Origin of the sequence: Pseudomonas sp. TH49 (genome assembly GCF_016650625.1) — a bacterium.
Taxonomy (GTDB): domain Bacteria; phylum Pseudomonadota; class Gammaproteobacteria; order Pseudomonadales; family Pseudomonadaceae; genus Aquipseudomonas; species Aquipseudomonas fluorescens_H.
In genome coordinates this window covers 3,434,532-3,457,616 of the sequence record NZ_JAEKFL010000001.1, presented here as the reverse complement: position 1 = coordinate 3,457,616, position 23,085 = coordinate 3,434,532, and the positions used below count along the sequence as shown (strand labels likewise).

The window sequence follows — 23,085 nt, the reverse complement described above, 5'->3', positions numbered from 1 at the left end:
AGCATAAGTCCAGCCCGCCGCCGACCGCGACAATCATTCACCCCGCGTATGCGCGTCCATCGCTTCAGTCCTTGTGTTTTTTCGCGTGCTTGTCGGACTTCGCGAACGCCTCTTCGAGCGCCCGGTTGATCGTACGCAGCACCTTGACCCGGGCCCAGCGCTTGTCATTGGCCTCGACCAGCGTCCACGGCGAGATCTCGGTGCTGGTGCGGTCGACCATGTCGCCCACGGCGGCGCGGTAGGCATCCCACTTTTCGCGATTGCGCCAGTCGTCCTCGGTAATCTTGAAGCGCTTGAAGGGGATCTGCTCCCGGGCCTGAAAACGCTCCATCTGCGTCTCCTTGTCGATCGCCAGCCAGAACTTGACCACGATCACCCCCGCATCGGCGATCTGCTCTTCGAAATCGTTGATCTCGCTGTAAGCCCGCAGCCAGTCGGCCGGACTGCAAAAGCCCTCGATCCGCTCGACCAGCACCCGGCCATACCAGGAGCGGTCGAACACGGTGAACTTGCCCCGCGCCGGCAGGTGTCGCCAGAAGCGCCACAGATACGGTTGCGCGCGCTCCTCTTCGGTCGGCGCAGCAATCGGCACGATGTTGTACTGACGCGGATCGAGCGCCGCCGCCACCCGTCGGATCGCCCCGCCCTTGCCCGCCGCGTCGTTGCCTTCGAACACCGCCACCAAGGCATGACGGCGCATGCGTTTATCGCGCATCAGCCCCGACAGCCGCGCCTGCTCAGTGATCAGTTGTTCTTCGTAGTCTTTCTTTTCCAGACGCTGGGTCAGGTCAAGACTGTCGAGCAGGTTCAACTGATCGACAGCCGTGCTCAGCGGCGCGGCATTGACCTCATCGGCCTCTACTTGCGGACGCTTGAGGGCGTTTTGCAGACCTTCGAGCAGAATCTTGCCGACCGCGAGGCTGCGGTAATTGGCGTCCATCCCTTCGATGATGTGCCACGGTGCATAGTCGCGACTGGTACGGCGCAACACGCGCTCGCCGTATTTGACGACCTTGTCGTAAGTCTGCGATTGCTGCCAGTCCAGCGGGCTGATGCGCCAACTGTGCAGTGGATCATCGGCCAGCGCCTTGAGCCGCGCCTTCATCTGTTTCTTCGACAGGTGAAACCAGAACTTGAAGATCAACGCGCCTTCATCGCAAAGCATCTTTTCCAGACGTTCGGCGGCGTTGATCGCCTGATCCAGCCGGGGATCCTTGAACAAACCGTGGACCCGGCCCTGGAGCATCTGGCTGTACCAGTTGCCGAAGAAAATCCCCATCCGGCCCTTGGCCGGCAGCATCCGCCAGTAACGCCACGCGGGTGGCCGCGCCAGTTCTTCGTCAGTCTGCTGATCGAAGGTGCGCACCTCGATCAGGCGCGGGTCCATCCACTCGTTGAGCAACTTGACGGTCTCGCCCTTGCCGGCGCCCTCGATGCCGTTGATCAACACGATCACCGGAAAACGTTTCTGCTGCTGCAACTCGAACTGCGCTTCCAGCAGTGCTTCACGCAGCGCAGGCACCGCCGCGTCGTAAGTCTCTTTGTCGATGGCATGGCCGATTTCGGCGGATTCAAACATGGGGACGGCTCCTTCCAGGATTCAGCAAGACTAGCGGATTGGGCATGGGCGCGGCGGAGAAATTCCGCTCACCATGGCAAGTGGGATGAATGAACAAACTGTGGCGAGGGAGCTTGCTCCCGCTCGGCTGCGCAGCAGTCGCAAGACCTGCAACCACGGTCCTCCAGACAAATTGCGGTCGCAGGTTTCGGGGCTGCTTCGCACCCCGGCGGGAGCAAGCTCCCTCGCCACAAAAGCCGGTGATGATCCTGCATTCGACCCAAGGGTCACTTGCCATGGATCAAGCACCCGCCGCCCGATCAGCTAGAATGGCCGCCTTGTCGTTGCCGAGCCTGCCATGAAACCTGTATTGCCCCACGCCCAACTCGACTGGGATGACCACGGACGTCCGCGCTCGCGGGTGTTCGATGATGTGTATTTTTCCGACCAGTCGGGGCTGGATGAAACCCGCTACGTGTTCCTCGAGCAAAACCGTCTGGCCGAGCGTTTTGCCGTGCTGCCGGCCAATGGGCGACTGGTGATCGGCGAAACCGGCTTCGGCACCGGGCTGAATTTTCTCTGCGCCTGGCAGTTGTTCGAGCAGCATGCGGTGGCCGGTGCGCGGCTGCATTTTGTCAGCGTCGAAAAGTACCCGCTGAGTCCGGCCGACCTGCAACGGGCACTGGCCTTGTGGCCGGATCTCAAGCCGCTGGCCAATCAGTTGCTGGCGCATTACGTGGCGATCCATCAGGGCTTTCAGCGGATCATTCTCGGCAATGGCCGGGTGACGCTGACGCTGCTGATCGGCGATGCGCTGGAGCAACTGCCGCAACTCGATGCGCAGATCGACGCGTGGTTTCTCGACGGTTTCGCCCCGGCGAAAAACCCCGACATGTGGACCGCCGAACTGTTCGCCGAACTCGCGCGACTGGCTGCGCCCGGCTCGACCATCAGCACCTTCACCAGCACCGGTTGGGTGCGACGCCTGCTCAACGCCGCCGGGTTCAAGATGAAACGCACCCCGGGCATCGGCCACAAGTGGGAGATCCTGCGCGGCGAGTTTCTTGGCTGGCCACACGACGTTGCGCCACCGGCACCGGACAAACCGTGGTTCGCCCGCCCTGCCCCGCTGACCGCCGAGCGTCGGGCGCTGGTGATCGGCGCCGGGCTGGCTGGTTGTGCGAGCGCTGCCAGCCTCGCCGCACGCGGCTGGCAAGTCAGTCTGCTGGAGCGTCACGAGGCCGTGGCACAGGAGGCGTCGGGCAATCCGCAGGGCGTGCTGTACCTGAAGTTGTCGGCCCACGGCACCGCGTTGTCGCAACTGATCGTCAGCGGCTTCGGCTACACCCGCCGTCTGCTGGAAACCCTGCAACGCGGCACGGACTGGGACGATTGCGGTGTGCTGCAATTGGCCTTCAATGCCAAGGAAGCCGAGCGTCAGGCGCAACTGGCCGCGGCGTTCCCGGAAGATCTGGTGCATTGGCTCGATCAGCCGCAAGCCGAAATTCAAGCCGGGATTGCTGTGGCGCACGGCGGCTTGTTCTACCCCGAAGGCGGCTGGGTGCATCCGCCGGCGCTGTGCCAGGCACAAGCCGCGCAAGCGAACATCGAACTGCTCAAGCATCACGACGTGCTGGAACTGCGCAGGGTCGATGATCAATGGCAAGCCTTCGACGGCGACCGCCTGCTCGCCAGCGCCCCGGTCGTGGTATTGGCCGGTGCTGCGGAAATAAAACGCTTTGCGCAAAGTGCCGAGCTGCCGCTCAAACGCATTCGCGGGCAGATCACGCGCCTGCCGCAAACTGCCGAGAGTCAGGCGCTGCGCACCGTGGTCTGCGCCGAAGGTTATGTCGCGCCGGCACGCTTGGGCGAACACACACTCGGCGCGAGTTTCGACTTCAACAGTGACGACTTGACCCCGACCACCGCCGAGCATCTGGGCAATCTGGCGATGCTCGAAGAGATTTCCAGCGATCTGGTGGCGCGCCTGCACATCGATGAACTGCCCCCGGAAACACTGGAGGGACGCGCCGCGTTCCGCTGCACCAGCCCCGACTACCTGCCGATCGTCGGCCCGCTTGCCGACCGCGCAGCTTTCGTTCAGGCCTATGCCGCGTTGAGCAAGGATGCACGACAAGTGCCGGACATCGCCTGCCCGTGGCTCGATGGCCTGTACGTCAACAGCGGCCACGGTTCACGCGGGCTGATCACCGCGCCGCTGTCTGGCGAACTGCTCGCGGCATGGCTGGACACTGAGCCGCTGCCACTGCCCAGAAGCGTCGCCGAAGCCTGCCACCCCAACCGTTTCGCCTTGCGCACGTTGATTCGCGGCAAATGAAAAATCGCGACTGGCCGCTGGTCAGTCGCGCCCTCTTATAACTCATCGTTCTAAAACTCCCACATCTGCAGCGGGTCAGTTTCTGAGTAGCGGCCATTTTGGCCAGACTTGAATCACCCCTCCCCAACGGAAAAACCGGTAAGGACTTTATGTGCGGATTAGCTGGCGAGTTACGTTTTGATCATCAACCTGCAGACCTTGCAGCGGTTGAGCGAATCACCCATCACCTGGCCCCTCGCGGCCCCGACGCGTGGGGCTTCCATGCTCAAGGGCCGATTGCCCTGGGCCATCGTCGCCTGAAAATCATGGACCTGTCGGACGGCTCGGCGCAGCCGATGATCGACAGCCAATTGGGCTTGTCGCTGGCCTTCAACGGCGCGATCTACAACTTCCCGGAACTGCGCGCAGAGCTAGAAGCCCTCGGTTACGCCTTCTATTCCGGTGGCGACACCGAAGTGCTGCTCAAGGGCTACCACGCCTGGGGCGAAGCGCTGCTGCCGAAACTCAACGGCATGTTCGCGTTCGCCATCTGGGAGCGTGACGCCCAACGCCTGTTCATCGCTCGCGACCGTCTCGGCGTGAAGCCTTTGTACCTGTCGCGTACCGGCCAGCGTTTGCGCTTTGCTTCGGCCCTGCCGGCGCTGCTCAAGGGCGGCGACATCAACCCGATCCTCGATCCGGTGGCGCTCAATCACTATCTGAATTTCCATGCGGTGGTGCCGGCTCCACGCACCTTGCTCGCAGGCATCGAAAAGCTGCCGCCAGCGACTTGGATGCGCGTCGAAGCCGATGGCCGCACCGAGCAGAAAACCTGGTGGACCCTGCCCTACGGCCCACACGACGATGAGAAAAACCTGACGCTCGAAGACTGGCGCGACCGTGTGCTCGACAGCACCCGTGAAGCGGTAGCGATTCGGCAACGGGCGGCGGTGGATGTCGGTGTGCTGCTTTCCGGCGGTGTCGATTCGAGCATGCTCGTTGGCCTGCTGCGCGAAGTCGGCGTGGAGAACCTGTCGACCTTTTCCATCGGCTTCCAGGATGCCGGCGGCGAGCGTGGCGATGAATTCCAGTATTCCGATCTGATCGCCAAGCACTACGGCACGCAGCACCATCAATTGCGCATCGACGAAAAAGAGATCATCGAGCAATTGCCCGCCGCGTTCCGCGCGATGAGCGAGCCGATGGTCAGCCACGACTGCATCGCCTTCTACCTGTTGTCCCGCGAAGTGGCCAAGCACTGCAAAGTGGTGCAGAGCGGCCAGGGCGCGGATGAGTTGTTCGCCGGTTATCACTGGTATCCGCAAGTCGACGGCGCAGCGGATCCGTATGCAGCCTATCGCGCGGCGTTTTTCGACCGCAGCTACGACGACTACGCGGCCACCGTACAGCCGAAATGGCTGACCGCGAATGACGCGGCCGGCGACTTCGTGAAAGAGCATTTCGCCCAGCCCGGCGCTGATGCGGCGGTGGATAAAGCCCTGCGTCTGGACAGCACGGTGATGCTGGTGGACGACCCGGTCAAACGCGTCGACAACATGACCATGGCCTGGGGCCTGGAAGCGCGCACGCCGTTTCTCGACTATCGACTGGTTGAGCTGTCAGCGCGAATTCCCGGCCAGTTCAAGCTGCCCGATGGCGGCAAACAAGTGTTGAAAGAAGCCGCGCGCCTGGTGATTCCGAGCGAAGTGATCGACCGCAAGAAAGGTTACTTCCCGGTACCGGGCCTCAAGCATTTGCAGGGTGACACGCTGAACTGGGTGCGCGAACTGCTGCTGGATCCGAGTCAGGATCGCGGCCTGTTCAACCCGGCCATGCTCGACAAACTGCTGACTGACCCGCAAGGCCAACTGACGCCATTGCGCGGCTCGAAACTGTGGCAACTGGCGGCCCTGAACCTGTGGCTCAGTGAACAAGGAATCTGATTGATGAAACCTCACGCCACGGCGATCAACCAACGTCTGTTACGCGGTCAGACACCGTCGTATGAACGCTTGCAGGCGCGTCTGGCCGAAGACGGCAGCGAACTCGGCGCCGACCCCATTGCCGTGCATTGCGGCTGGGGCCGACTGCTGATCGGTCACACCTTTCCTGACCCGGCGACGCTGGCGCAGGAACTGCTCAACGAACAACCCGGCGAGCGCGATATCGCCCTGTACGTCGCCGCGCCGCAGCAGATTCTCGGTCTGGAACCGACCCAACTGTTTCTCGACCCGTCCGACACCCTGCGCCTGTGGTTCAGCGATTACCGCCAGGCCACCCGCGTGTTTCGCGGATTTCGCATTCGCCGGGCACAGAGCGAAGCCGACTGGCAGGCGATCAATCTGCTGTATCAGGCACGCGGCATGCTGCCGATCGATGCCACGCGGCTGACTCCGCATCATCAGGGCGGCCCGGTTTATTGGCTCGCCGAAGACGAAGACAGCGGCGCGGTGATCGGCAGCGTCATGGGCCTCAATCACCAGAAAGCCTTCAACGATCCGGAACACGGCAGCAGCCTGTGGTGCCTGGCGGTGGATCCGCAGTGCTCGCGGCCCGGCGTCGGTGAAGTGCTGGTGCGGCATTTGATCGAGCACTTCATGAGTCGCGGCCTGAGCTATCTGGATCTGTCGGTGCTGCACGACAACCGCCAGGCGAAGAACCTCTACGCCAAACTCGGTTTTCGCAACCTCTCGACCTTCGCGATCAAGCGCAAGAACGGCATCAACCAGACGCTGTTCCTCGGTCCCGGCCCGGAAGCCAACTTCAATCCTTATGCGCGGATCATCGTCGAAGAAGCGCATCGGCGCGGCATCGACGTGCAAGTGGATGATGCCGAAGCCGGGCTGTTCACCCTCAGCCACGGTGGGCGCCGGGTGCGTTGCCGCGAATCGCTGAACGACCTGACCAGCGCAATCAGCATGAGCCTGTGCCAGGACAAGAGCCTGACCCACAAGGTGTTGAAGGCCGCTGGGCTGAAGCTGCCTTCGCAGCAACTGGCGGGCAACGCCGACGACAACCTGGCGTTTCTCGATGAGCATCAGCGAGTGGTGGTCAAGCCGCTCGACGGCGAACAGGGCCAGGGTGTGGCGGTCGATCTGCAGAGCATCGAAGAGGTGCAGCAGGCCATCGAAGCCGCCAAACATTTTGACAGCCGTGTGCTGCTCGAAAGCTTCCACGAAGGTCTCGACCTGCGGATTCTGGTGATCGGTTTTGAAGTGGTGGCCGCAGCGATTCGCCGTCCCGCGGAAGTGGTCGGTGACGGCCATCATTCGATCGGTGCATTGATCGAGGCCCAGAGCCGCCGTCGGCAAGCCGCCACCAGTGGCGAGAGCAAGATTCCGCTGGATCATGAAACCCAACGCACCCTGCATGCGGCCGGTTATGACTACAGCAGCATCCTGCCGGCGGGCGAACATCTGTTCGTGCGCCGCACCGCCAATTTGCACACCGGTGGCACGCTGGAAGACGTTACGGCGATTCTGCATCCGACCTTGGTCGATGCCGCCGTCCGTGCGGCGCGAGCGCTGGATATTCCGATGGTCGGCCTCGACCTGATGGTGCCGGCGGCGGACCAACCGGAGTACGTGTTTATCGAAGCCAACGAACGCGCGGGGCTGGCCAATCATGAGCCGCAGCCGACGGCGGAGCGCTTTGTCGATTTGTTGTTTCCGCACAGTCAGCCGGCTGTTTCTTGATTCCGAGGCGTCTGGACTGACGCCTTCGCGAGCAAGCCCGCTCCCACAGGTTGAACGCATTCCAAATGTGGGAGCGGGCTTGCTCGCGAAGGGGCCGCAACAGACACCCTAAATCACCCCTCATCGAAACCATCGATGCGCCTCAACTCATCAGGAGTTTCCATGACCACTCAAATCCCTGAACCGGATCTCAACTACCTGCAAAAAGTCCTGCTGGAAATGCTCGCCATTCCCAGCCCTACCGGGTTCACCGACACCATCGTGCGTTACGTCGCCGAGCGTCTGGAAGAACTTGGCATCCCTTTCGAGATGACCCGTCGCGGCACGATCCGCGCCACGCTCAAGGGCAAGAAAAACAGCCCCGACCGCGCTGTCTCCGCGCACCTAGATACCATCGGTGCCGCCGTGCGTGCGGTGAAAGACAACGGCCGTCTGACCCTGGCCCCGGTCGGTTGCTGGTCGAGCCGGTTTGCCGAGGGCAGCCGGGTCAGCCTGTTCACCGACAACGGCGTGATTCGTGGCAGCGTGCTGCCGCTGATGGCGTCCGGGCACGCGTTCAACACCGCGGTGGACGAGATGCCGATCAGTTGGGATCACGTCGAACTGCGTCTGGATGCCTACTGCGCGACCAAGGCCGATTGCGAATCGCTGGGCATCAGCGTCGGCGACGTGGTGGCGTTCGACCCGCTGCCGGAGTTCACCGAGAGCGGCCATATCAGCGCCCGTCACCTCGATGACAAGGCTGGCGTTGCCGCGTTGCTGGCCTCGCTCAAGGCCATCGTCGACAGCGGTCAAGAGTTGATGATCGACTGTCACCCGCTGTTCACCATTACCGAGGAAACCGGCAGCGGCGCGGCGGCGGCATTGCCGTGGGATGTCAGCGAATTCGTCGGCATCGATATTGCGCCGGTTGCGCCGGGCCAGCATTCCAGCGAACACGCGGTGAGCGTGGCGATGCAGGATTCCGGTGGCCCTTATGACTATCACCTGTCGCGGCATTTGCTGCGTCTGGCCAGCGAAAACGAACTGCCGGTAAGGCGCGACCTGTTCCGCTATTACTTCAGCGATGCGCATTCGGCGGTGACTGCCGGGCACGATATCCGCACCGCCCTGCTCGCCTTTGGCTGCGACGCGACCCATGGTTACGAGCGTACGCACATCGACAGTCTGGCGGCGCTCAGTCGTTTGCTTGGGGCGTACATTCTGAGTCCGCCGGTATTCGCCAGCGATGCGGCGCCGGCCAATGCTTCGCTGGATCGCTTCAGTCATCAGATCGAGCATGAGACGCAGATGGAGAGCGATACGCGGGTGCCGTCGGTGGACAGTCTGGTGGGGCAGCGCTCGGACAGCTGATCCGGGGTTCTGTGGTGGCTGGACTGGCCCCATCGCTGGCAAGCCAGCTCCCACAGTTTTCGAGGTGGATCACCTGTTTGTGTACATCAACAAACTCTGTGGGAGCTGGCTTGCCAGCGATGGGGCCAGACCCGCCTACACAAAACTGGCAGCCAACCCTCAATCGCCGTAGCATCCCGCCATTGATTTAGCCGAGGTGCCCATGCTGATTCCCTACGACGCTCTTGAAGTCGACACCCTCACCCGCCTGATCGAGGATTTCGTCACTCGCGACGGTACCGACAACGGTGATGACACCCCATTGGAAACCCGTGTACTGCGCGTCCGCCAAGCACTGACCAAAGGCCAGGCGCTGATTGTTTTCGACCCGGAAAGCGAGCAATGCCAGTTGATGCTCAAGCACGATGTGCCCAAGCATCTGTTCGACTGAAAACCTCAGCGAGCCTTTTCGCTGATCTGTTTGCGCTGGATCCGCTCGTAAACTTCAGAGCGGTGCACATTGACCTTCTGCGGCGCCTCGACGCCGAAGCGCACGCTGGAACCGTTGACTGACAATACGCGCACGGAAATATCGTCACCGATGGAAATCAACTCGCCCACAACACGGCTGAGTACAAGCATGGAGTTCGTCCTTCAGGGTTAGCCAGCCCTGAAGATGCGCGGCGGACGGGCGCTCTACAATGGGTCGCGAGCAATTCAGTCTTGCCCTACACCGTGAGTCGCTGCGCCCTTCAGACGTTTCCTGCAAATGGCTAAACAGTCTCGCCTCAAGCGGCGGAAAATCGCGGCCCGAACAGAATCACACTGGCACCGATCACGCATAACGCCACGCCGATCCAGTCCGAACCCAGCGGGCGCACGCGCTCGACCACCGCCAGCCAGCCGATCGACGCAACGATGTAGATTCCGCCATACGCGGCATAGGCGCGCCCGGCGTAAGCCGCTTCGACTCGGGTCAACAACAGCGCGAACAGGGTCAGGCTGAGCAGTGCCGGGATCACCCACAAGGCACTTTTGCCCTGACGCAGCCACATGAAAAAGGCGAAACAACCGGCGATTTCAAACAGCGCCGCGAGGAAGAACCACAGGTAATTGAGCATTGATGCGTCTCGACAGGGTGACCAATGCGGCCACCCTAACGACGCGATACCCGCCGGGCAAGTTCAACCGTTGGTTTGTTTGGCCTTGGCGCGCATTTTATCGGCCATGGTGGTCATTTCGTTGTAGATCAGTTGCGGGTTCTTCTGCTTGATCGCCCAGGCCATGCGCCCTTGCTCGTGCGGCAGAATCATGAACTCGCCCGCGGATACTTGCTGATAGATATAGTCAGCGATGTCAGCAGCAGTGATCGGCGAACTTTCCAGCAACTTGCCGACCTGGGCTTTCATCGCCGGCGTCGGGCCACGGAACGAATCGAGCAAGTTGGTCTGAAAGAACGACGGGCAAACCACATGCACGCTGACTTCCTGCTGCGCCAGTTCGATCAGCAAACTTTCCGACAACGCCACCACACCGGCCTTGGCCACGTTGTAGTTGCTCATCGCCGGGCCTTGCATCAAGGCCGCCATCGAGGCGATGTTGATGATCTTGCCTTTGCTCTGTTCCAGCAGCGGCAGGAACGCCTTGCAGCCCTTGACCACGCCCATCAGGTTGATCGCGATCTGCCAGTCCCAATCCTCCAACGACAGTTCGCTGAAGAACCCGCCGGACGCCACACCGGCATTGTTGACGATGACATCGATACCGCCGAGCTTCACTTCGCAAGCCTGGGCAAACGCGGTGAGCTGGCTGTAGTCACGCACATCGCAACGCTGGGTGAAACCGTCGCCACCGGCCTCACGCACCCGTTTCAGGGTTTCCAGCAGGCCGGGCTCGCTGACATCCGACAAAGCCAACTGCCAGCCTTCACGCGCCCAGCGCAGCGCGATTTCGCGACCCAAACCTGAACCCGCGCCAGTGATCATCATGCGATTTTGCATAGCCGACAGCCTTGTTGTTTCGTAGGAGATACGCGGAGTGTAGCGAAGGAACCTGGGTATCCCACGCTCCATCAGAATGCTGAATACAGGATCAAAAGATCTTGCGCTTAAAGGAAATAAGTCTGCGGCCCAAATACATTAAAAAAACATTGAATTTTCTTTCATTCGCACCGGTCGGAATTTGTAAGCCGTCTGGAATTAGTTAGCCTCCAGTCGCCCTTGAACACCCAGTTTTCTCGAACACTTTTAACAAGGAAAATCGACATGGGCACAATTCTTATCATTATCCTGATCCTGTTGCTGATCGGTGGTCTGCCGGTCTTCCCGCACTCCAGAAGTTGGGGTTATGGTCCTTCGGGCATTATCGGCGTGGTGTTGGTGGTGCTGCTGGTCTTGCTGTTACTTGGCAGGATATAAAACCCCAAGACAAAAAAAAGAGGCCCTCAGGGGCCTCTTTTTCATGCAGCGGTTTTATCAGTCAGGCTTGCCGTTGACGACACCGGCAGTGTTGTCCATCAGGCTCTTGGTCGCTGTTTGCAGGAACGCTTCAAGCTTGAGCTTCAGTTCGGCGGTACGCGGTGCGTCCGGAATGATCTCGGCAGAAGGGTTCGCGCCCAGTTGGTACTGGTAGATCTTCGGCGCCATTTCCTTCTCTTTCGGCAGCACCAGGATCTGGTCGGCGGTGACGATGGCCGTGGTCTGCTCGCTGCCCGACGGCTTGATCACACCGAAACCGGTGTCGCCGGCCGGCAGGTTCAGCAGGTCGCGGCCCCAGCACTGATGACGTACTTCGCCACCCAGACGGCCCATGATGGTCGGCACGATGTCGATCTGGGTGCCCACGGTGTGGTCACGGGTGCCGAACTTCTCCTGGATGCCCGGTGCAATCATCAGCATCGGCACGTTGAAGCGGCCCAGGTCCATTTCGGTGATCTGGCGCTCGTTGCCGAAACCGTGGTCGCCGACGATCACGAACAGGGTTTCCTTGAAGTACGGCTCTTTACGCGCCTTCTCGAAGAACTGACCCAGTGCCCAGTCGGCGTAACGCATGGCGGTCAGGTGTTCGTTGAGGCTGCCACGATCGGTCACGCGCTCCACCGGCAATGGCGTCGGCAAGGCGTACGGCGTGTGGTTGGACAGGGTTTGCAGCAGCGCGTAGAACGGCTTGCCGTTTTCCCGTGCCTTCAGCTCCTGCAGACCACGGTCGAACATGTCCTGGTCGGACACGCCCCAGGTCGGATCGGAGAACACCGGATTGACGAAGTCGTTACGGCCAACGAAGTTGGTCATGCCCTGGTTGCTGAAGAAGCCCGACTGGTTGTCCCAGGCGAAGTCACCGTTGTAGACGTAGACGTCGTCATACTTGCGCGCGCTGAGCAACTGCGGCAGGCCGGACAGCTTGTGGCTGCCTTCCGGTGTCTGCATCAGGTATTCGAAGCCCGGCAGGTTCGGGAAGCACGCCATGGTCGCGAACATGCCCTGGTGGGTGTGGGTGCCGTTGGAGAAGAAACGGTCGAACAGCAGGCCTTCCTTCGACAGTTTGTCGAGGTACGGCGTGATGTTGCCCGGTGCGCCCAGGGCGCCGACCGAGTGACCGGCCATGCTTTCCATCAGGATCACGACCACGTTCTTGATCGGCAGGGTCTTGTCGGCCGGTGGCGTGTAGTCACGACGCACGGCAGCGATGTCGGCATCGACCAGTTTGTCGTCCGGCATCACCAGCATCTCGCGCACCACTTTCTGCGCCTGTTCCTGCGGCAGTGTGGCTTTCCAGATGTTGTCGCGATCCTCGCCCATGCGGTCCTTGGCGGCGGCGATCAGCGACAGCGTGCCGTTAAGACCCAACTGGTTGGCGAAGTTCGATTCGGTGGTGTAGACGTCACCCCAGCGCAGCGGCGGGCCCTGACGCAGGGTGCCACGGGCAGCGACGACGCAGATCAGCAGGCAGACCACGAATACCGCGAGACGCGTGTACCACGGCGCCACCTGACGCGTACCGACGTTGCCGCCGCTGAACGGGCCACGTGGACGGGTTGCACGGTCGGCGCCCTTGAAGGCCAGGGTCAGGATCACGGTGCCGACGACCCACGCCAGCAGGTAACGCACCACCGGGAAACCGTACCAGAGCATGCTCATCACGGTTTTCGGGTCTTCTTTCACGTACTGGAACACCAGGCCGTTGAGGCGCTGGTGGAACTCACGGTAGAAGTCCATCTCCATCAGGCCGAGGAACAGCGCGATGCTCGAGGCGACGGTCAGCCACAGACGGAAAAAGCCGCGCGCGGCCATCGCCCGGGCACTGAACAGTGCCAGCACCAGCGGAACGCAGATGTAGACCACCAGGCGCAGGTCGAAACGCAGGCCGTTGGCGAAAGCTTCGAGGAAGGTCGAAGCCGGGGTATCGAGGATCATCTCGCGGTTGTAGACCAGCAGCGCGAGGCGCAGCACGGAAAACATCACCATCATGACCAGGGCACACAGCAGTGTATAGGCCAGATGCGATTTGACGGTCGGTTGCAGCAGGCGAGTGGAAGATCGCTGCTGATTCAGGGCGTCCGGGTTTGCCATGTCGTTTTAGGACCCATTGGAAGTTGAAGTTGCAAAATACGGCGGCGCCATGCCCTCTATTGGCCATTCCAGGCCCCGGGGCGTGCGCGGTGCGCAAATGTTGCACGATCAACGGCAGCATTGCCATTGATTACTGTCCCACCGCCGGACTCTTTCATTCAAGGCGCGGGGATACGGGGACAACTGCAGAGAGCGCGGGCGAATTGTCTGGAACGCTTTGTGAAAATTTCGTGCAGTGCATATCTGGAAACACAATATAACGACAAAACAAAACGCCCCGAATCAGTCGGGGCGTTTTGCTGTCAGCGCGCGAATTACTTCTCGGCGCGTTCTTTCAGGGCTTTCAGGGTGTTGAATGGCGCGTCGACCACGAACTTGTTGGCAATCATGCTCGGCACGCTGCCGCCTGGCTCGGTGTGTACTTGATAGGTCACTTCGACCTGATCGCCTTTCGGTACGAACCTCCAGAAGCCTTTGACCTGGGCGACACGGACAAAGCCTTTCTCTTCGGGAATGTACTTCGGCACGCCTTCAAGGTTGCGGGTCAGGCTGCCATCAGCGCCTTCGACGGTGGTGATGTGCAGCACGGAATCACGCGGCGTCACTGGCCACGGCGTATTGAACTGGGTGTAGGTCCAGCTCTGATCGCCCTCGTGCTTGAGCAGCTTCTGGGTTTTGCACTCGTGAATCCAGGCGCAGGCTCCGGACACGTCTTCCTGCAAGGCACGCAGTTTGGCAACGGTGGTCTTCATCAGGGCAACACCCTGATAGGACTTGTAATCCGAACCCGGCACTTCGGCCAGCGAGACCTTGATCCCGTCCTGCTCCTTGGCGACTTTCCAGTCCTCAGCCTGAGCAACCGAAGTAGCCAGCACAGCGGTCAAACCACACAACACAGCGATACGATGCAGCGAACCCATAGTCTTATTCCTTATTGTTGAAGTTCCGTTCGTTTGACACATCACGCCGCCGTCATCTGCTCCCACCAGCCGATCAACCTGATCGCCTCTTCCCGGCTGCTGCCACAGACTTCGACATCGGCGGCAAATCCCGAGCAGACCGCCGGGCGTTCCGGCTGACCGAAAATGTTGCACAGGTTTTCGACCGAGAGTTGCACGCAACGTTCGCCGGCAGGTTTGCCATTGGGCATGCCTGGAATGGCAGAACTGATGGAGGGGGCAATACAGCAAGCGCCACAGCCTTCACGGCATTTCATGACGACGAGTCCTCGCGACGGGCAATGTGTTAAAGGGACGGCCACAGAGTAACCGCTAAAACGGTTGTTTCAAATTCCCTGAACCGGGGTTTTTACGCAGAAACGAAAGTGACTGACCAGTCTCCGACAAAGCGTCTGGTCTGCGGGTCACGGATCGATTTGATTTACTGCTTGAATTCGAAATCCAGCGCCGCGCCTTCGACTTCACGACGCTCTTCGTTGCGCAGTTGCAGCTGCATTTCGTTACTGAGCAGACGGCCGTTGAGCTGGAAACCGCTGTTCTTCTCGCCGAACATCTGCGGCAGGATAGCGTCGTGTTTAGGCAACGTGACGGTACCGGCCGGTTTGAGCTGCTGCACCATGTCCTTGGGCAGGCTCAGATCGAGCTTGGCCGGCGGCAATCGGGTTTTCGCCACCTCACTGGCCGGTTTCGACTTGGAAGCGACCGGGGGCCGTTTCTTCACCGGGGCAGCCTTCTTTTGCGGGGCTTTTTTAACTTGAGCTTTCTTATCCGCAACGGCTTTGTTGCTGGCCGTTTTGCTCGCCGGTGCTGACGCCGCAGGCTTTTCCTGAACGGCGGCTGCCATGACACCGGGCGCATGGCCCATCGTCAACACACCAAACAAAATCCAGGCAGCAGGCAAAATCGCTTTCATGAGCCCTACAACACTAACGGCAGAGGGCCATATGCTCGCCTGTTGAGCGTCACAAGACAAGCATGACGCACCGCTCGTTCAGAATCCGCCAGCCGTTTCCTGACACAGTTGAGTCGCCAGCAAGCCGAGGGTCATCAGCGCCCTTTCCGCTTCGCGATTCCACGGCGTGCCGCAGTTCAGGCGGATGCAGTGGTTGAACTGCTCGGTATTACTGAAGATCAGCCCCGGTGCAATGCTGATGCCCTGCTGCAAGGCGCGGACGTGCAATTCCTGGGTGTTGACCCTGCCCGGCAGGCTCACCCAGAGGATGAAACCGCCCGTGGGCCGGGTCATTTGCGTGCCTTCGGGGAAGTACTGCTGCACCGCCAGCTGGAACGCGCTGAGGTTTTTCCGGTATTCCTGGCGGATGTACCGTAAATGCCGGTCATAACCGCCATTTTCCAGATAAGCGGCAATCGCCATCTGCGTGACGCTGCACGCCGAATGCGTGGTGAACGTCTGCAGACGCTGGATTTCCTGCTGATACTTACCGGCGATCATCCAGCCGACCCGCACGCCCGGCGACAACGTCTTGGAAAAACTCGAGCAGTAGATCACCCGATCCAGTCGATCGTAGGCCTTGAGGGCTTTGGTGCGACCCTGTTCGAACATCAACTCGCCATAGATGTCGTCTTCGACAATCTGGATATCGAAGTCCGAGGCCAGACGCAGCAGTTGCTTCTGCCGTTCTTCCGGCATGGTGCCGCCCAGTGGATTGCTCAGCCGGGTGGTCAGCACCAGCGCCTTGATCGACCATTGGTTGGCGGCCAGTTGCAAGGCTTCCAGGCTCATGCCGGTGGCCGGGTCGCTGGGAATCTCGATCACTTTCAGGCCCAGCAGGTCGGCCAGTTGCAGCAGGCCGTAATAGGTTGGCGACTCGGCAGCGATCAGATCACCCGGACGGGTCAACACCCGCAGCGACATCTGCAGCGCATCGACGCAACCGTGGGTGATCACCACTTCCGACGGATCGACCACCACGCCAGCATCGCGCATGCGGATCGCCACTTGCCGGCGCAGCGGTTCGAAACCGGGGCTGAACATGTAGCTGAAAGCCCGAGGGCTATGGAATCGGGTGACCTTGGCCAACTGCTGATGCAATGCGCGCACCGGGAGGTAATCGACACTCGGCACCGCCGCGCCCAACGGGAAAACCCCCTCGCGCCGCGATTCGACCAACACTTGCTGAATAATGCTGGCGCGGGTGACCAGGCCTGGGCGTTCGACCCGGGCGATATCCGGTGTCGGCGCCGTCAGGGCCGGGGTCTGGTGCACGTAGTAACCGGACTGCGGCCGTGCGCGGATCAGGCCCTGATCCTCGAGATTGGCGTAAGCCTGCAACACCGTTGCATGACTGACATTGAGCTGCGAACTCATCTTGCGCACCGACGGCACGCGTTCGCCGGGCTGATAGACGCCGCGCCGGATATCTTCCGCCAGTTGTTGAGCAATACGTTGGTAGAGCAAGAGGTTGGTCATGACGCAGCACTCGATTTCACGGGCATTTTATTCTTGTGTGAAACAATACCGGAACAGTTTAGAAGTGTACTGGGACAGTTGCCACCATAGTCGACCGTACAGTGCAGTGTCAGCTACAACTGTACGGATTTGCGCGCTATTCGACAGACGTAAAAAAGCCCGGCGCTGCATGACAGGCCGGGCTTTCCAGAGACGCAGCGCTCAGCGGGCGGCGCCGAGCTGGCCTTTTTCGTCGGAAAACACAATTTCCACCCGACGATTCTGTGCCCGCCCGCGCTCGGAAGCGTTGGCGTCCACCGGGTACTCGTCGCCGTAACCTTCGACCTGAATGCGCTTGTCCTCAATTCCGAGGTCCATCAACACATCGGCCACGGCTTGCGCGCGATCACGCGACAGCTTGAGGTTTTCCTGTTTGCCACCGGTGCTGTCGGTGTAGCCCTCGATACGCACCACGCGTTTCGGGTTGAGCTGCAGGAACTGCACGATCTTCAACACCACGCGATTGGCCGAGTTCTTCAGCTCCGCCTCGCCAGTGTCGAACAGCACGTCACCGAGGGTCATCACCAGCCCGCGATCGGTTTGCGTGGTGGCCAGCGCGACGATCTGCTCTTCGAGCCACTTGCCCTGCTGCTGCACGCTCAGCAGTTTGGACTCACGCAGAGCCAGTTGCAGACGCTGGCGTTCCAGCTCGAGCTTCGCCGCGCGCTCTTCGTTGAGCACCAGATTGGTGTGTTCGCGAGCGATTTCGCTGTAACGCTGACTCAGGTAGGCGTAATGCACCACGTCGGAGCCACTGCCCCAATAGGTCGACAGGCGATCGGCACGGGCCAGGGACTCACCGGCACGGATCACGTCCTTGGGAGCGATGCGCAGCACATTGGAGTCTTCCTTGACCTTCTGGAAGTCGCTGCTGGCTTGTTGCAATGCGCTTTCACTGTGCTGACCGGCACACCCGAAAAGGCTCACGCAGCCAGCCAGAACCAACCCGCCAAGGGCTTTGGACTTGAGGCTCATTGGGCATCTCCCAATTGCTTGCGCAGACGGATGATGCGGGTGTTCAGCACGTTCAGTTGCTCTTCGCTCTTTTGCGTCAGCACCTTGGCTTCTGCCAGACGTGCGTCCAGCTCGGCCTGTTCGGAACGCATGCGGGCGTTCTTGTAAGACTCGTCGGCCATGTTGCCCTTGGCCCGGTTGAACTTGTCTTCAGCCAGTTTCATTTCCGGCATTTCTTCGGCGGTCGCACCGACAGCCTTGGCCTGGGTGATGGCCTGCTCGGTCAGGCGCATTTGCTCATTGGGTGCCGGATCGTTGGCGCAGCCGGCCAGGGCCAGAACGGCCATGGCCGCGAAAAGAGGTCGAATACTCACTAAGAATCCCTACTGTTTTGGGGCACTGACAGATGGCTGCGGCTGTTGCTGCTGAGCCTTCCAGCGCTCGACGTTGCGTTGCAGCGCGGCTTCGGTCAGTCCGGACGCGGGCAATTCTGTCATCTTTTTAGCGAGCTGTCCGCGCAACCACGGATCGTTGCAGGCCGAGTTGTGCGAAACCGCGAGGAACAGCCCCGGTCGGTCGATCGGTTGCTCGAAGGCCAGCAGATCATTGGCCATGCCCAATGCCTGCGCGGCAGCCATGCCCGAGTAGCGCCCGGCGAGTACATATTCGACTTCACCCAGCAGAAGTTTCTGAAAGGCTTGAGTGATGTTTGCCGTCCGGGTCAGGGTCAGATTCTGCTCGGCGAAAGTGCCGAATGCCTGGGTCATACGAGACTTTTCCGACAACCCGCCGGTGTGCCCGTGCAGATCCTTGGCTTCGCTGTAGGCCAGCGTCGAGCCCTTGCGTGTCCACACCAGATAGTCGTTTTCCAGCAACGGCGGATAGATGTAGTCGAGGTTTTCCAGCTCGTTGAACATCAGCGGCGTGTCGGCCAGCATGTCCATGCGCCCGCTGCGCACCTCATCGAGGGCCTGCGAGCGTTTGCCGGCGTAGAGCAATTCGACCTTGATCCCCAGATCCTTGGCCACTTGCTGCAACAGGTCGGCACTGGCGCCGATCAAGTGCCTGGGATTCTGCGGGTCCTGCCACAGGTACGGCGGCGCATCCGGGCTGCCGGTGACGACCAGGCGCTCGCATTTGCCGGCGGCCGCAGCCATCCCCGGCAAGAGGATCAATCCCAATAACAACCTGCGGCGCAGATCCATGGCAGTACACTCCCACTCAAATCCGAGACAAAAAAAAGCCCGACCAGAAGGCCGGGCTCTTTATAAGTGAAGCCGCCGGATTAGACCAGCTTCTCCAGCTCAGGTACCGCTTCGAACAGATCCGCCACCAGACCGTAATCGGCCACCTGGAAGATCGGCGCTTCTTCGTCCTTGTTGATCGCAACGATCACTTTGGAGTCTTTCATGCCGGCCAGGTGCTGGATCGCGCCGGAGATACCGACGGCGATGTACAGCTGTGGCGCAACGATCTTGCCGGTCTGACCGACCTGCATGTCGTTCGGTACGAAACCTGCGTCGACCGCAGCGCGCGAAGCACCGACGGCAGCGCCCAGCTTGTCGGCCAGGGCGTACAGGTGTTTGAAGTTGTCACCGTTCTGCATGCCGCGGCCGCCGGAAACGACGATCTTGGCAGCGGTCAGCTCAGGACGATCGGACTTGGCCAGTTCTTCGCTGACGAAGCTGGAAGTGCCAGCGTCGTGCGCAGCAGCAACCGCCTCAACAGTCGCCGAACCACCTTCAGCGGCAACCGGGTCGAAACCGGTGGCACGCACTGTGATCACTTTGATCGCTGCGGTCGATTGCACGGTAGCGATGGCGTTACCGGCGTAGATCGGACGCTTGAAGGTGTCGGCGCTTTCTACCGAGATGATCTCGGAGATCTGGTCAACGTCCAGTGCAGCGGCAACGCGCGGCAGGATGTTTTTGCCGTTGGACGTGGCGGCAGCCAGGATGTGGCTGTAGCCCTTGCCCAGCTCTGCAACCAGAGGAGCGACGTTTTCCGGCAGCTGATGCGCGTAAGCGGCATTGTCAGCGTTCAGGACTTTGCTCACGCCAGCGATTTTCGCAGCGGCTTCAGCCACGGCGCCAGCGCCCTGACCTGCAACCAGCACATGGATGTCGCCGCCGATTTTGGCAGCCGCAGCCACGGTGTTCAGTGTGGCCGGGGCCAGCACTTTGTTGTCGTGTTCAGCAATAACCAAGATAGTCATTTAGATTACCTTCGCTTCGTTTTTCAGTTTCTCGACCAGTTCAGCCACCGACTTGACCTTGATACCCGCGCTGCGTGCAGCCGGCGCTTCGACTTTCAGGGTCTTGTTGGTGGAGGCGGTGGAAACGCCCAAAGCGTCCGGAGTCAGCACTTCGAGAGGCTTCTTCTTGGCTTTCATGATGTTTGGCAGGGACGCATAACGCGGCTCGTTCAAACGCAGGTCGGTGGTGACGATCGCTGGCAGTTTCAGGGAAACGGTCTGCGCGCCGCCGTCGATTTCGCGGGTCACGGCAACGCTGTCGCCGGAGACTTCGACTTTCGAGGCGAAAGTGCCCTGACCGTAGCCGCTCAGTGCAGCGAGCATCTGGCCGGTCTGGTTGTTGTCGCTGTCGATCGCCTGTTTGCCCAGGATCACCAGTTGAGGCTGTTCCTTGTCGACCACTGCCTTGAGCAGCTTGGCCACGGCCAGCGAAGTCAGGTCTTCAGCGGATTCGACGAGGATGGCGCGGTCGGCACCCAGAGCCAGTGCGGTACGCAGCTGTTCCTGAGCGGTGGACGGGCCGATGGAGACGACGACGATTTCAGTCGCAACACCTTTCTCTTTCAGGCGTACGGCTTCTTCCACTGCGATTTCGCAGAACGGGTTCATCGACATCTTGACGTTGGCGAGGTCTACGCCGGAATTGTCCGCCTTGACGCGGACCTTGACGTTGTAATCCACAACGCGTTTGACAGCTACAAGAACCTTCATGGATTCCTCGTTACTCTCCGGTGAAAAGAAAGTCGCCTAGGCGAACCTGGCGGTTGATGCTCATCGGGCACAAGGGCACCTCTAAAAACGCCGGCTGGGGGCGATGACCGTTCGTCAGTGGTGACCAACGGGTCATTGATTCGCACGGTGTGTAAACTGCGCGCCGGACTTGCGCTGCGCATCACCTTGTACTGCCTGTGCCCTGTCTTTAGAGGTGCTCTTGAAACCGCCAGTCTGCCTACGGCGAGCGCAAAACCGCCCGTATCTTGACCGGAACGCCTATTCCGGTCAATACGGCAAAATGGTCGTTCATAAGCCGCGCTTCTTTGATTTCTCTGGGCTGGAGCCGATTCAAACAAACGTTTGTATTGGACGCTCAGAGTGGTGTAGATATAATGCGCCGCCTAGAGAGAAAGGTGGTTTCCCATTATTACCCTTGACGTTAACGTAAAGGCAATAACGGATGCGACACCGAACCTCCAAATTAGAAAAAAAACTGTTGAGCCTTGAGTAGGAGATAGCCTGTGGAACGCGAATACATGGAATTCGACGTGGTCATCGTCGGTGCCGGCCCCGCTGGCCTGTCCGCCGCCTGCCGTCTGAAGCAGAAGGCCGCCGAAGCCGGTAAGGAAATCAGCGTCTGCGTGGTCGAAAAAGGCTCCGAAGTCGGCGCACACATCCTTTCCGGTGCCGTGTTCGAACCACGCGCTCTGAGCGAACTGTTCCCGGACTGGAAAGAACTCGGCGCCCCGCTGAACACCCCGGTCACCCGCGATGACATTTTCGTGCTGAAAAACGCCGAAAGCGCGCAGAAAATTCCTGACTTCTTTGTGCCCAAGACCATGCACAACGAAGGCAACTACATTATTTCCCTCGGCAACCTGTGCCGCTGGCTGGCCCAGCAGGCCGAGAACCTGGGTGTGGAAATCTACCCTGGCTTCGCTGCTCAGGAAGCGCTGATCGACGAAAACGGCATCGTGCGCGGGATCATCACCGGTGATCTGGGCGTCGACCGCGAAGGCAACCCGAAAGAAGGCCTGTACACCCCGGGCATGGAATTGCGTGGCAAGTACACGCTGTTCGCCGAAGGCTGCCGTGGTCATATCGGCAAGCAACTGATCAAACGCTACAACCTCGACAGCGATGCCGACGCCCAGCACTACGGCATCGGCCTCAAAGAAATCTGGGAAATCGACCCGGCCAAACACCAGCCAGGCCTGGTGGTGCACACCGCCGGTTGGCCGCTGGACATCATGGGCACCGAAAACACCGGTGGCTCGTTCCTCTATCACCTGGAAAACAACCAGGTGGTGGTCGGCCTGATCGTTGACCTGTCCTACAGCAACACCTACCTGTCGCCGTTCGACGAGTTCCAGCGCCTCAAGCACCACCCGGTGCTGGCTCAGTACCTGGAAGGCGGCAAGCGCGTCAGCTACGGCGCCCGCGCGATCTGCAAGGGTGGCCTGAACTCGCTGCCGAAAATGGTCTTCAAGGGCGGCGCGCTGATCGGTTGCGACCTCGGCACCCTGAACTTCGCCAAGATCAAAGGCAGCCACACCGCGATGAAGTCCGGCATGCTCGCCGCTGAATCGGTGGCCGACGCACTGTTCGCCGAGAAGGATGGCACTGAAGAGCTGACCTCCTACGTCGACGCGTTCAAGAAGAGCTGGCTCTACGACGAACTGTTCGCCAGCCGCAACTTCGGCCCGGCGATCCACAAGTTCGGCGCGATCGTCGGCGGTGGTTTCAACTGGCTGGACCAGAACATCTTCGGCGGCAAACTGCCGTTCACCCTGCACGACACCAAGCCGGACTACGCCTGCCTGAAGCTCGCGGCCGACTGCAAGAAGATCGACTATCCGAAGCCGGACGGCAAACTCAGCTTCGACAAGCTGAGCTCGGTGTTCATCTCCGGTACCAACCACGAAGAAGAACAGCCGTGCCACCTGAAGCTCACCGACCCGAGCATCCCGATCAGCAAGAACCTGCCGCTGTACGATGAACCGGCGCAGCGCTACTGCCCGGCCGGCGTGTACGAAGTGATCACCAAGGAAGACGGCGAAAAACGCTTCCAGATCAACGCCCAGAACTGTGTGCACTGCAAGACCTGTGACATCAAGGACCCTTCGCAGAACATCACCTGGGTCACGCCGGAAGGCGCTGGCGGCCCGACTTACCCGAACATGTAAGCTGAACTGCTGAACATCAAGGCTCCCGAAATGGGGGCCTTTTTGTTGCCCAGGATTTTTTCCACAGCGCATGACTCA

The 23,085-nt window shown here is 60.5% G+C and carries 21 protein-coding genes; 7 read left to right on the top strand and 14 right to left on the bottom strand.

Features of this window, described 5'->3' with window-relative positions:
* Window positions 1-64: 64 nt before the first annotated feature.
* The gene (gene pap, locus JFU48_RS15745; protein ID WP_201136897.1) at window positions 65-1,579 is read right to left on the bottom strand and encodes a polyphosphate:AMP phosphotransferase; all 1,515 of its coding nucleotides are present in this window, start codon (window positions 1,577-1,579) and stop codon (window positions 65-67) included.
* 337 nt (window positions 1,580-1,916) lie between these two features.
* Between pap and mnmC the strand changes: the two genes are divergently transcribed.
* From mnmC to JFU48_RS15720, 5 genes are all read left to right on the top strand, one after another.
* The gene (mnmC, locus tag JFU48_RS15740; protein ID WP_201136896.1) at window positions 1,917-3,896 is read left to right on the top strand and encodes a bifunctional tRNA (5-methylaminomethyl-2-thiouridine)(34)-methyltransferase MnmD/FAD-dependent 5-carboxymethylaminomethyl-2-thiouridine(34) oxidoreductase MnmC; all 1,980 of its coding nucleotides are present in this window, start codon (window positions 1,917-1,919) and stop codon (window positions 3,894-3,896) included.
* A gap of 149 nt (window positions 3,897-4,045) precedes the next feature.
* Window positions 4,046-5,818, top strand: a complete 1,773-nt coding sequence (locus tag JFU48_RS15735) for an N-acetylglutaminylglutamine amidotransferase (RefSeq protein ID WP_047598738.1) — start codon at window positions 4,046-4,048, stop codon at window positions 5,816-5,818.
* Between the two features lie 3 nt (window positions 5,819-5,821).
* Window positions 5,822-7,570 (top strand): N-acetylglutaminylglutamine synthetase, encoded by a 1,749-nt coding sequence (gene ngg, locus JFU48_RS15730; protein WP_201136895.1) that lies wholly within the window; start codon window positions 5,822-5,824, stop codon window positions 7,568-7,570.
* Window positions 7,571-7,732: 162 nt separating this feature from the next.
* Window positions 7,733-8,923, top strand: coding sequence for an osmoprotectant NAGGN system M42 family peptidase (locus tag JFU48_RS15725; protein ID WP_003226953.1), 1,191 nt, complete (start codon window positions 7,733-7,735; stop codon window positions 8,921-8,923).
* A gap of 202 nt (window positions 8,924-9,125) precedes the next feature.
* Entirely contained in the window at window positions 9,126-9,353 is a 228-nt protein-coding gene (locus JFU48_RS15720) for a YheU family protein (protein WP_003192759.1), read from the top strand.
* A 5-nt stretch (window positions 9,354-9,358) separates the two neighbouring features.
* Here the strand turns inward: JFU48_RS15720 and csrA are convergent, their stop codons facing one another.
* The 3 genes from csrA to JFU48_RS15705 form a co-directional block, all read right to left on the bottom strand.
* Complete coding sequence (gene csrA / locus JFU48_RS15715) at window positions 9,359-9,544, bottom strand: carbon storage regulator CsrA (protein WP_003226955.1); 186 nt, start codon at window positions 9,542-9,544, stop codon at window positions 9,359-9,361.
* A 146-nt stretch (window positions 9,545-9,690) separates the two neighbouring features.
* Window positions 9,691-10,023, bottom strand: coding sequence for a YnfA family protein (locus tag JFU48_RS15710; RefSeq protein ID WP_003226957.1), 333 nt, complete (start codon window positions 10,021-10,023; stop codon window positions 9,691-9,693).
* A 63-nt stretch (window positions 10,024-10,086) separates the two neighbouring features.
* Entirely contained in the window at window positions 10,087-10,902 is an 816-nt protein-coding gene (locus tag JFU48_RS15705) for an SDR family oxidoreductase (RefSeq protein ID WP_003226958.1), read from the bottom strand.
* Between the two features lie 258 nt (window positions 10,903-11,160).
* Here JFU48_RS15705 and JFU48_RS15700 point away from each other — a divergent pair, with 258 nt between their 5' ends.
* Entirely contained in the window at window positions 11,161-11,319 is a 159-nt protein-coding gene (locus JFU48_RS15700; protein ID WP_169432680.1) for a DUF3309 family protein, read from the top strand.
* 57 nt (window positions 11,320-11,376) lie between these two features.
* On the opposite strand, the gene JFU48_RS15695 is transcribed toward JFU48_RS15700, so the two are convergent.
* The 10 genes from JFU48_RS15695 to JFU48_RS15650 all read right to left on the bottom strand — a co-directional run bounded on the left by JFU48_RS15695 (window position 11,377) and on the right by JFU48_RS15650 (window position 20,818).
* On the bottom strand, window positions 11,377-13,470 hold the full coding sequence (locus tag JFU48_RS15695) for an LTA synthase family protein (protein WP_103521835.1): 2,094 nt from the start codon (window positions 13,468-13,470) through the stop codon (window positions 11,377-11,379).
* 314 nt (window positions 13,471-13,784) lie between these two features.
* Entirely contained in the window at window positions 13,785-14,390 is a 606-nt protein-coding gene (locus JFU48_RS15690) for an START domain-containing protein (RefSeq protein ID WP_201136894.1), read from the bottom strand.
* 41 nt (window positions 14,391-14,431) lie between these two features.
* Window positions 14,432-14,686: a YkgJ family cysteine cluster protein gene (locus JFU48_RS15685; protein ID WP_045122579.1), complete on the bottom strand. Its 255-nt coding sequence runs from the start codon at window positions 14,684-14,686 to the stop codon at window positions 14,432-14,434.
* Between the two features lie 164 nt (window positions 14,687-14,850).
* Window positions 14,851-15,342 carry a translation initiation factor 2 gene (locus JFU48_RS15680; RefSeq protein WP_201136893.1) on the bottom strand — a complete coding sequence of 164 codons (492 nt, stop codon included), beginning with the start codon at window positions 15,340-15,342 and terminating at the stop codon, window positions 14,851-14,853.
* Window positions 15,343-15,420: 78 nt separating this feature from the next.
* The gene (locus JFU48_RS15675) at window positions 15,421-16,860 is read right to left on the bottom strand and encodes an aminotransferase-like domain-containing protein (RefSeq protein WP_003226969.1); all 1,440 of its coding nucleotides are present in this window, start codon (window positions 16,858-16,860) and stop codon (window positions 15,421-15,423) included.
* Between the two features lie 201 nt (window positions 16,861-17,061).
* Window positions 17,062-17,874, bottom strand: coding sequence for an OmpA family protein (locus tag JFU48_RS15670; RefSeq protein ID WP_103484710.1), 813 nt, complete (start codon window positions 17,872-17,874; stop codon window positions 17,062-17,064).
* A complete protein-coding gene (locus JFU48_RS15665) occupies window positions 17,871-18,227 on the bottom strand; it encodes a DUF4398 domain-containing protein (protein WP_201136892.1) in 357 nt (118 codons plus the stop codon). Before JFU48_RS15665 ends, JFU48_RS15670 begins: the two co-directional genes overlap by 4 nt.
* Before the next feature lie 9 nt (window positions 18,228-18,236).
* Entirely contained in the window at window positions 18,237-19,058 is an 822-nt protein-coding gene (locus tag JFU48_RS15660; protein WP_201136891.1) for a substrate-binding periplasmic protein, read from the bottom strand.
* Window positions 19,059-19,138: 80 nt separating this feature from the next.
* Window positions 19,139-20,068: an electron transfer flavoprotein subunit alpha/FixB family protein gene (locus JFU48_RS15655; RefSeq protein WP_103484712.1), complete on the bottom strand. Its 930-nt coding sequence runs from the start codon at window positions 20,066-20,068 to the stop codon at window positions 19,139-19,141.
* Complete coding sequence (locus tag JFU48_RS15650; protein ID WP_003226982.1) at window positions 20,069-20,818, bottom strand: electron transfer flavoprotein subunit beta/FixA family protein; 750 nt, start codon at window positions 20,816-20,818, stop codon at window positions 20,069-20,071.
* Window positions 20,819-21,342: 524 nt separating this feature from the next.
* Between JFU48_RS15650 and JFU48_RS15645 the strand changes: the two genes are divergently transcribed.
* Window positions 21,343-23,007 carry a 4Fe-4S dicluster domain-containing protein gene (locus JFU48_RS15645; RefSeq protein ID WP_201136890.1) on the top strand — a complete coding sequence of 555 codons (1,665 nt, stop codon included), beginning with the start codon at window positions 21,343-21,345 and terminating at the stop codon, window positions 23,005-23,007.
* Window positions 23,008-23,085: the final 78 nt, after the last annotated feature.

Excerpts from the sequence above, each read along its gene's own strand:
- JFU48_RS15690 (WP_201136894.1), bottom strand. The coding sequence starts at position 14,390 with ATGGGTTCGCTGCATCGTATCGCTGTGTTGTGTGGTTTGACCGCTGTG.
- JFU48_RS15720 (WP_003192759.1), top strand. The coding sequence starts at position 9,126 with ATGCTGATTCCCTACGACGCTCTTGAAGTCGACACCCTCACCCGCCTG.
- JFU48_RS15675 (WP_003226969.1), bottom strand. The coding sequence starts at position 16,860 with ATGACCAACCTCTTGCTCTACCAACGTATTGCTCAACAACTGGCGGAA.
- JFU48_RS15725 (WP_003226953.1), top strand. The coding sequence starts at position 7,733 with ATGACCACTCAAATCCCTGAACCGGATCTCAACTACCTGCAAAAAGTC.
- JFU48_RS15705 (WP_003226958.1), bottom strand. The coding sequence starts at position 10,902 with ATGCAAAATCGCATGATGATCACTGGCGCGGGTTCAGGTTTGGGTCGC.
- csrA (WP_003226955.1), bottom strand. The coding sequence starts at position 9,544 with ATGCTTGTACTCAGCCGTGTTGTGGGCGAGTTGATTTCCATCGGTGAC.
- JFU48_RS15680 (WP_201136893.1), bottom strand. The coding sequence starts at position 15,342 with ATGAAAGCGATTTTGCCTGCTGCCTGGATTTTGTTTGGTGTGTTGACG.
- JFU48_RS15685 (WP_045122579.1), bottom strand. The coding sequence starts at position 14,686 with ATGAAATGCCGTGAAGGCTGTGGCGCTTGCTGTATTGCCCCCTCCATC.
- mnmC (WP_201136896.1), top strand. The coding sequence starts at position 1,917 with ATGAAACCTGTATTGCCCCACGCCCAACTCGACTGGGATGACCACGGA.
- JFU48_RS15650 (WP_003226982.1), bottom strand. The coding sequence starts at position 20,818 with ATGAAGGTTCTTGTAGCTGTCAAACGCGTTGTGGATTACAACGTCAAG.
- JFU48_RS15670 (WP_103484710.1), bottom strand. The coding sequence starts at position 17,874 with ATGAGCCTCAAGTCCAAAGCCCTTGGCGGGTTGGTTCTGGCTGGCTGC.
- JFU48_RS15655 (WP_103484712.1), bottom strand. The coding sequence starts at position 20,068 with ATGACTATCTTGGTTATTGCTGAACACGACAACAAAGTGCTGGCCCCG.
- ngg (WP_201136895.1), top strand. The coding sequence starts at position 5,822 with ATGAAACCTCACGCCACGGCGATCAACCAACGTCTGTTACGCGGTCAG.
- pap (WP_201136897.1), bottom strand. The coding sequence starts at position 1,579 with ATGTTTGAATCCGCCGAAATCGGCCATGCCATCGACAAAGAGACTTAC.
- JFU48_RS15695 (WP_103521835.1), bottom strand. The coding sequence starts at position 13,470 with ATGGCAAACCCGGACGCCCTGAATCAGCAGCGATCTTCCACTCGCCTG.
- JFU48_RS15660 (WP_201136891.1), bottom strand. The coding sequence starts at position 19,058 with ATGGATCTGCGCCGCAGGTTGTTATTGGGATTGATCCTCTTGCCGGGG.
- JFU48_RS15735 (WP_047598738.1), top strand. The coding sequence starts at position 4,046 with ATGTGCGGATTAGCTGGCGAGTTACGTTTTGATCATCAACCTGCAGAC.
- JFU48_RS15710 (WP_003226957.1), bottom strand. The coding sequence starts at position 10,023 with ATGCTCAATTACCTGTGGTTCTTCCTCGCGGCGCTGTTTGAAATCGCC.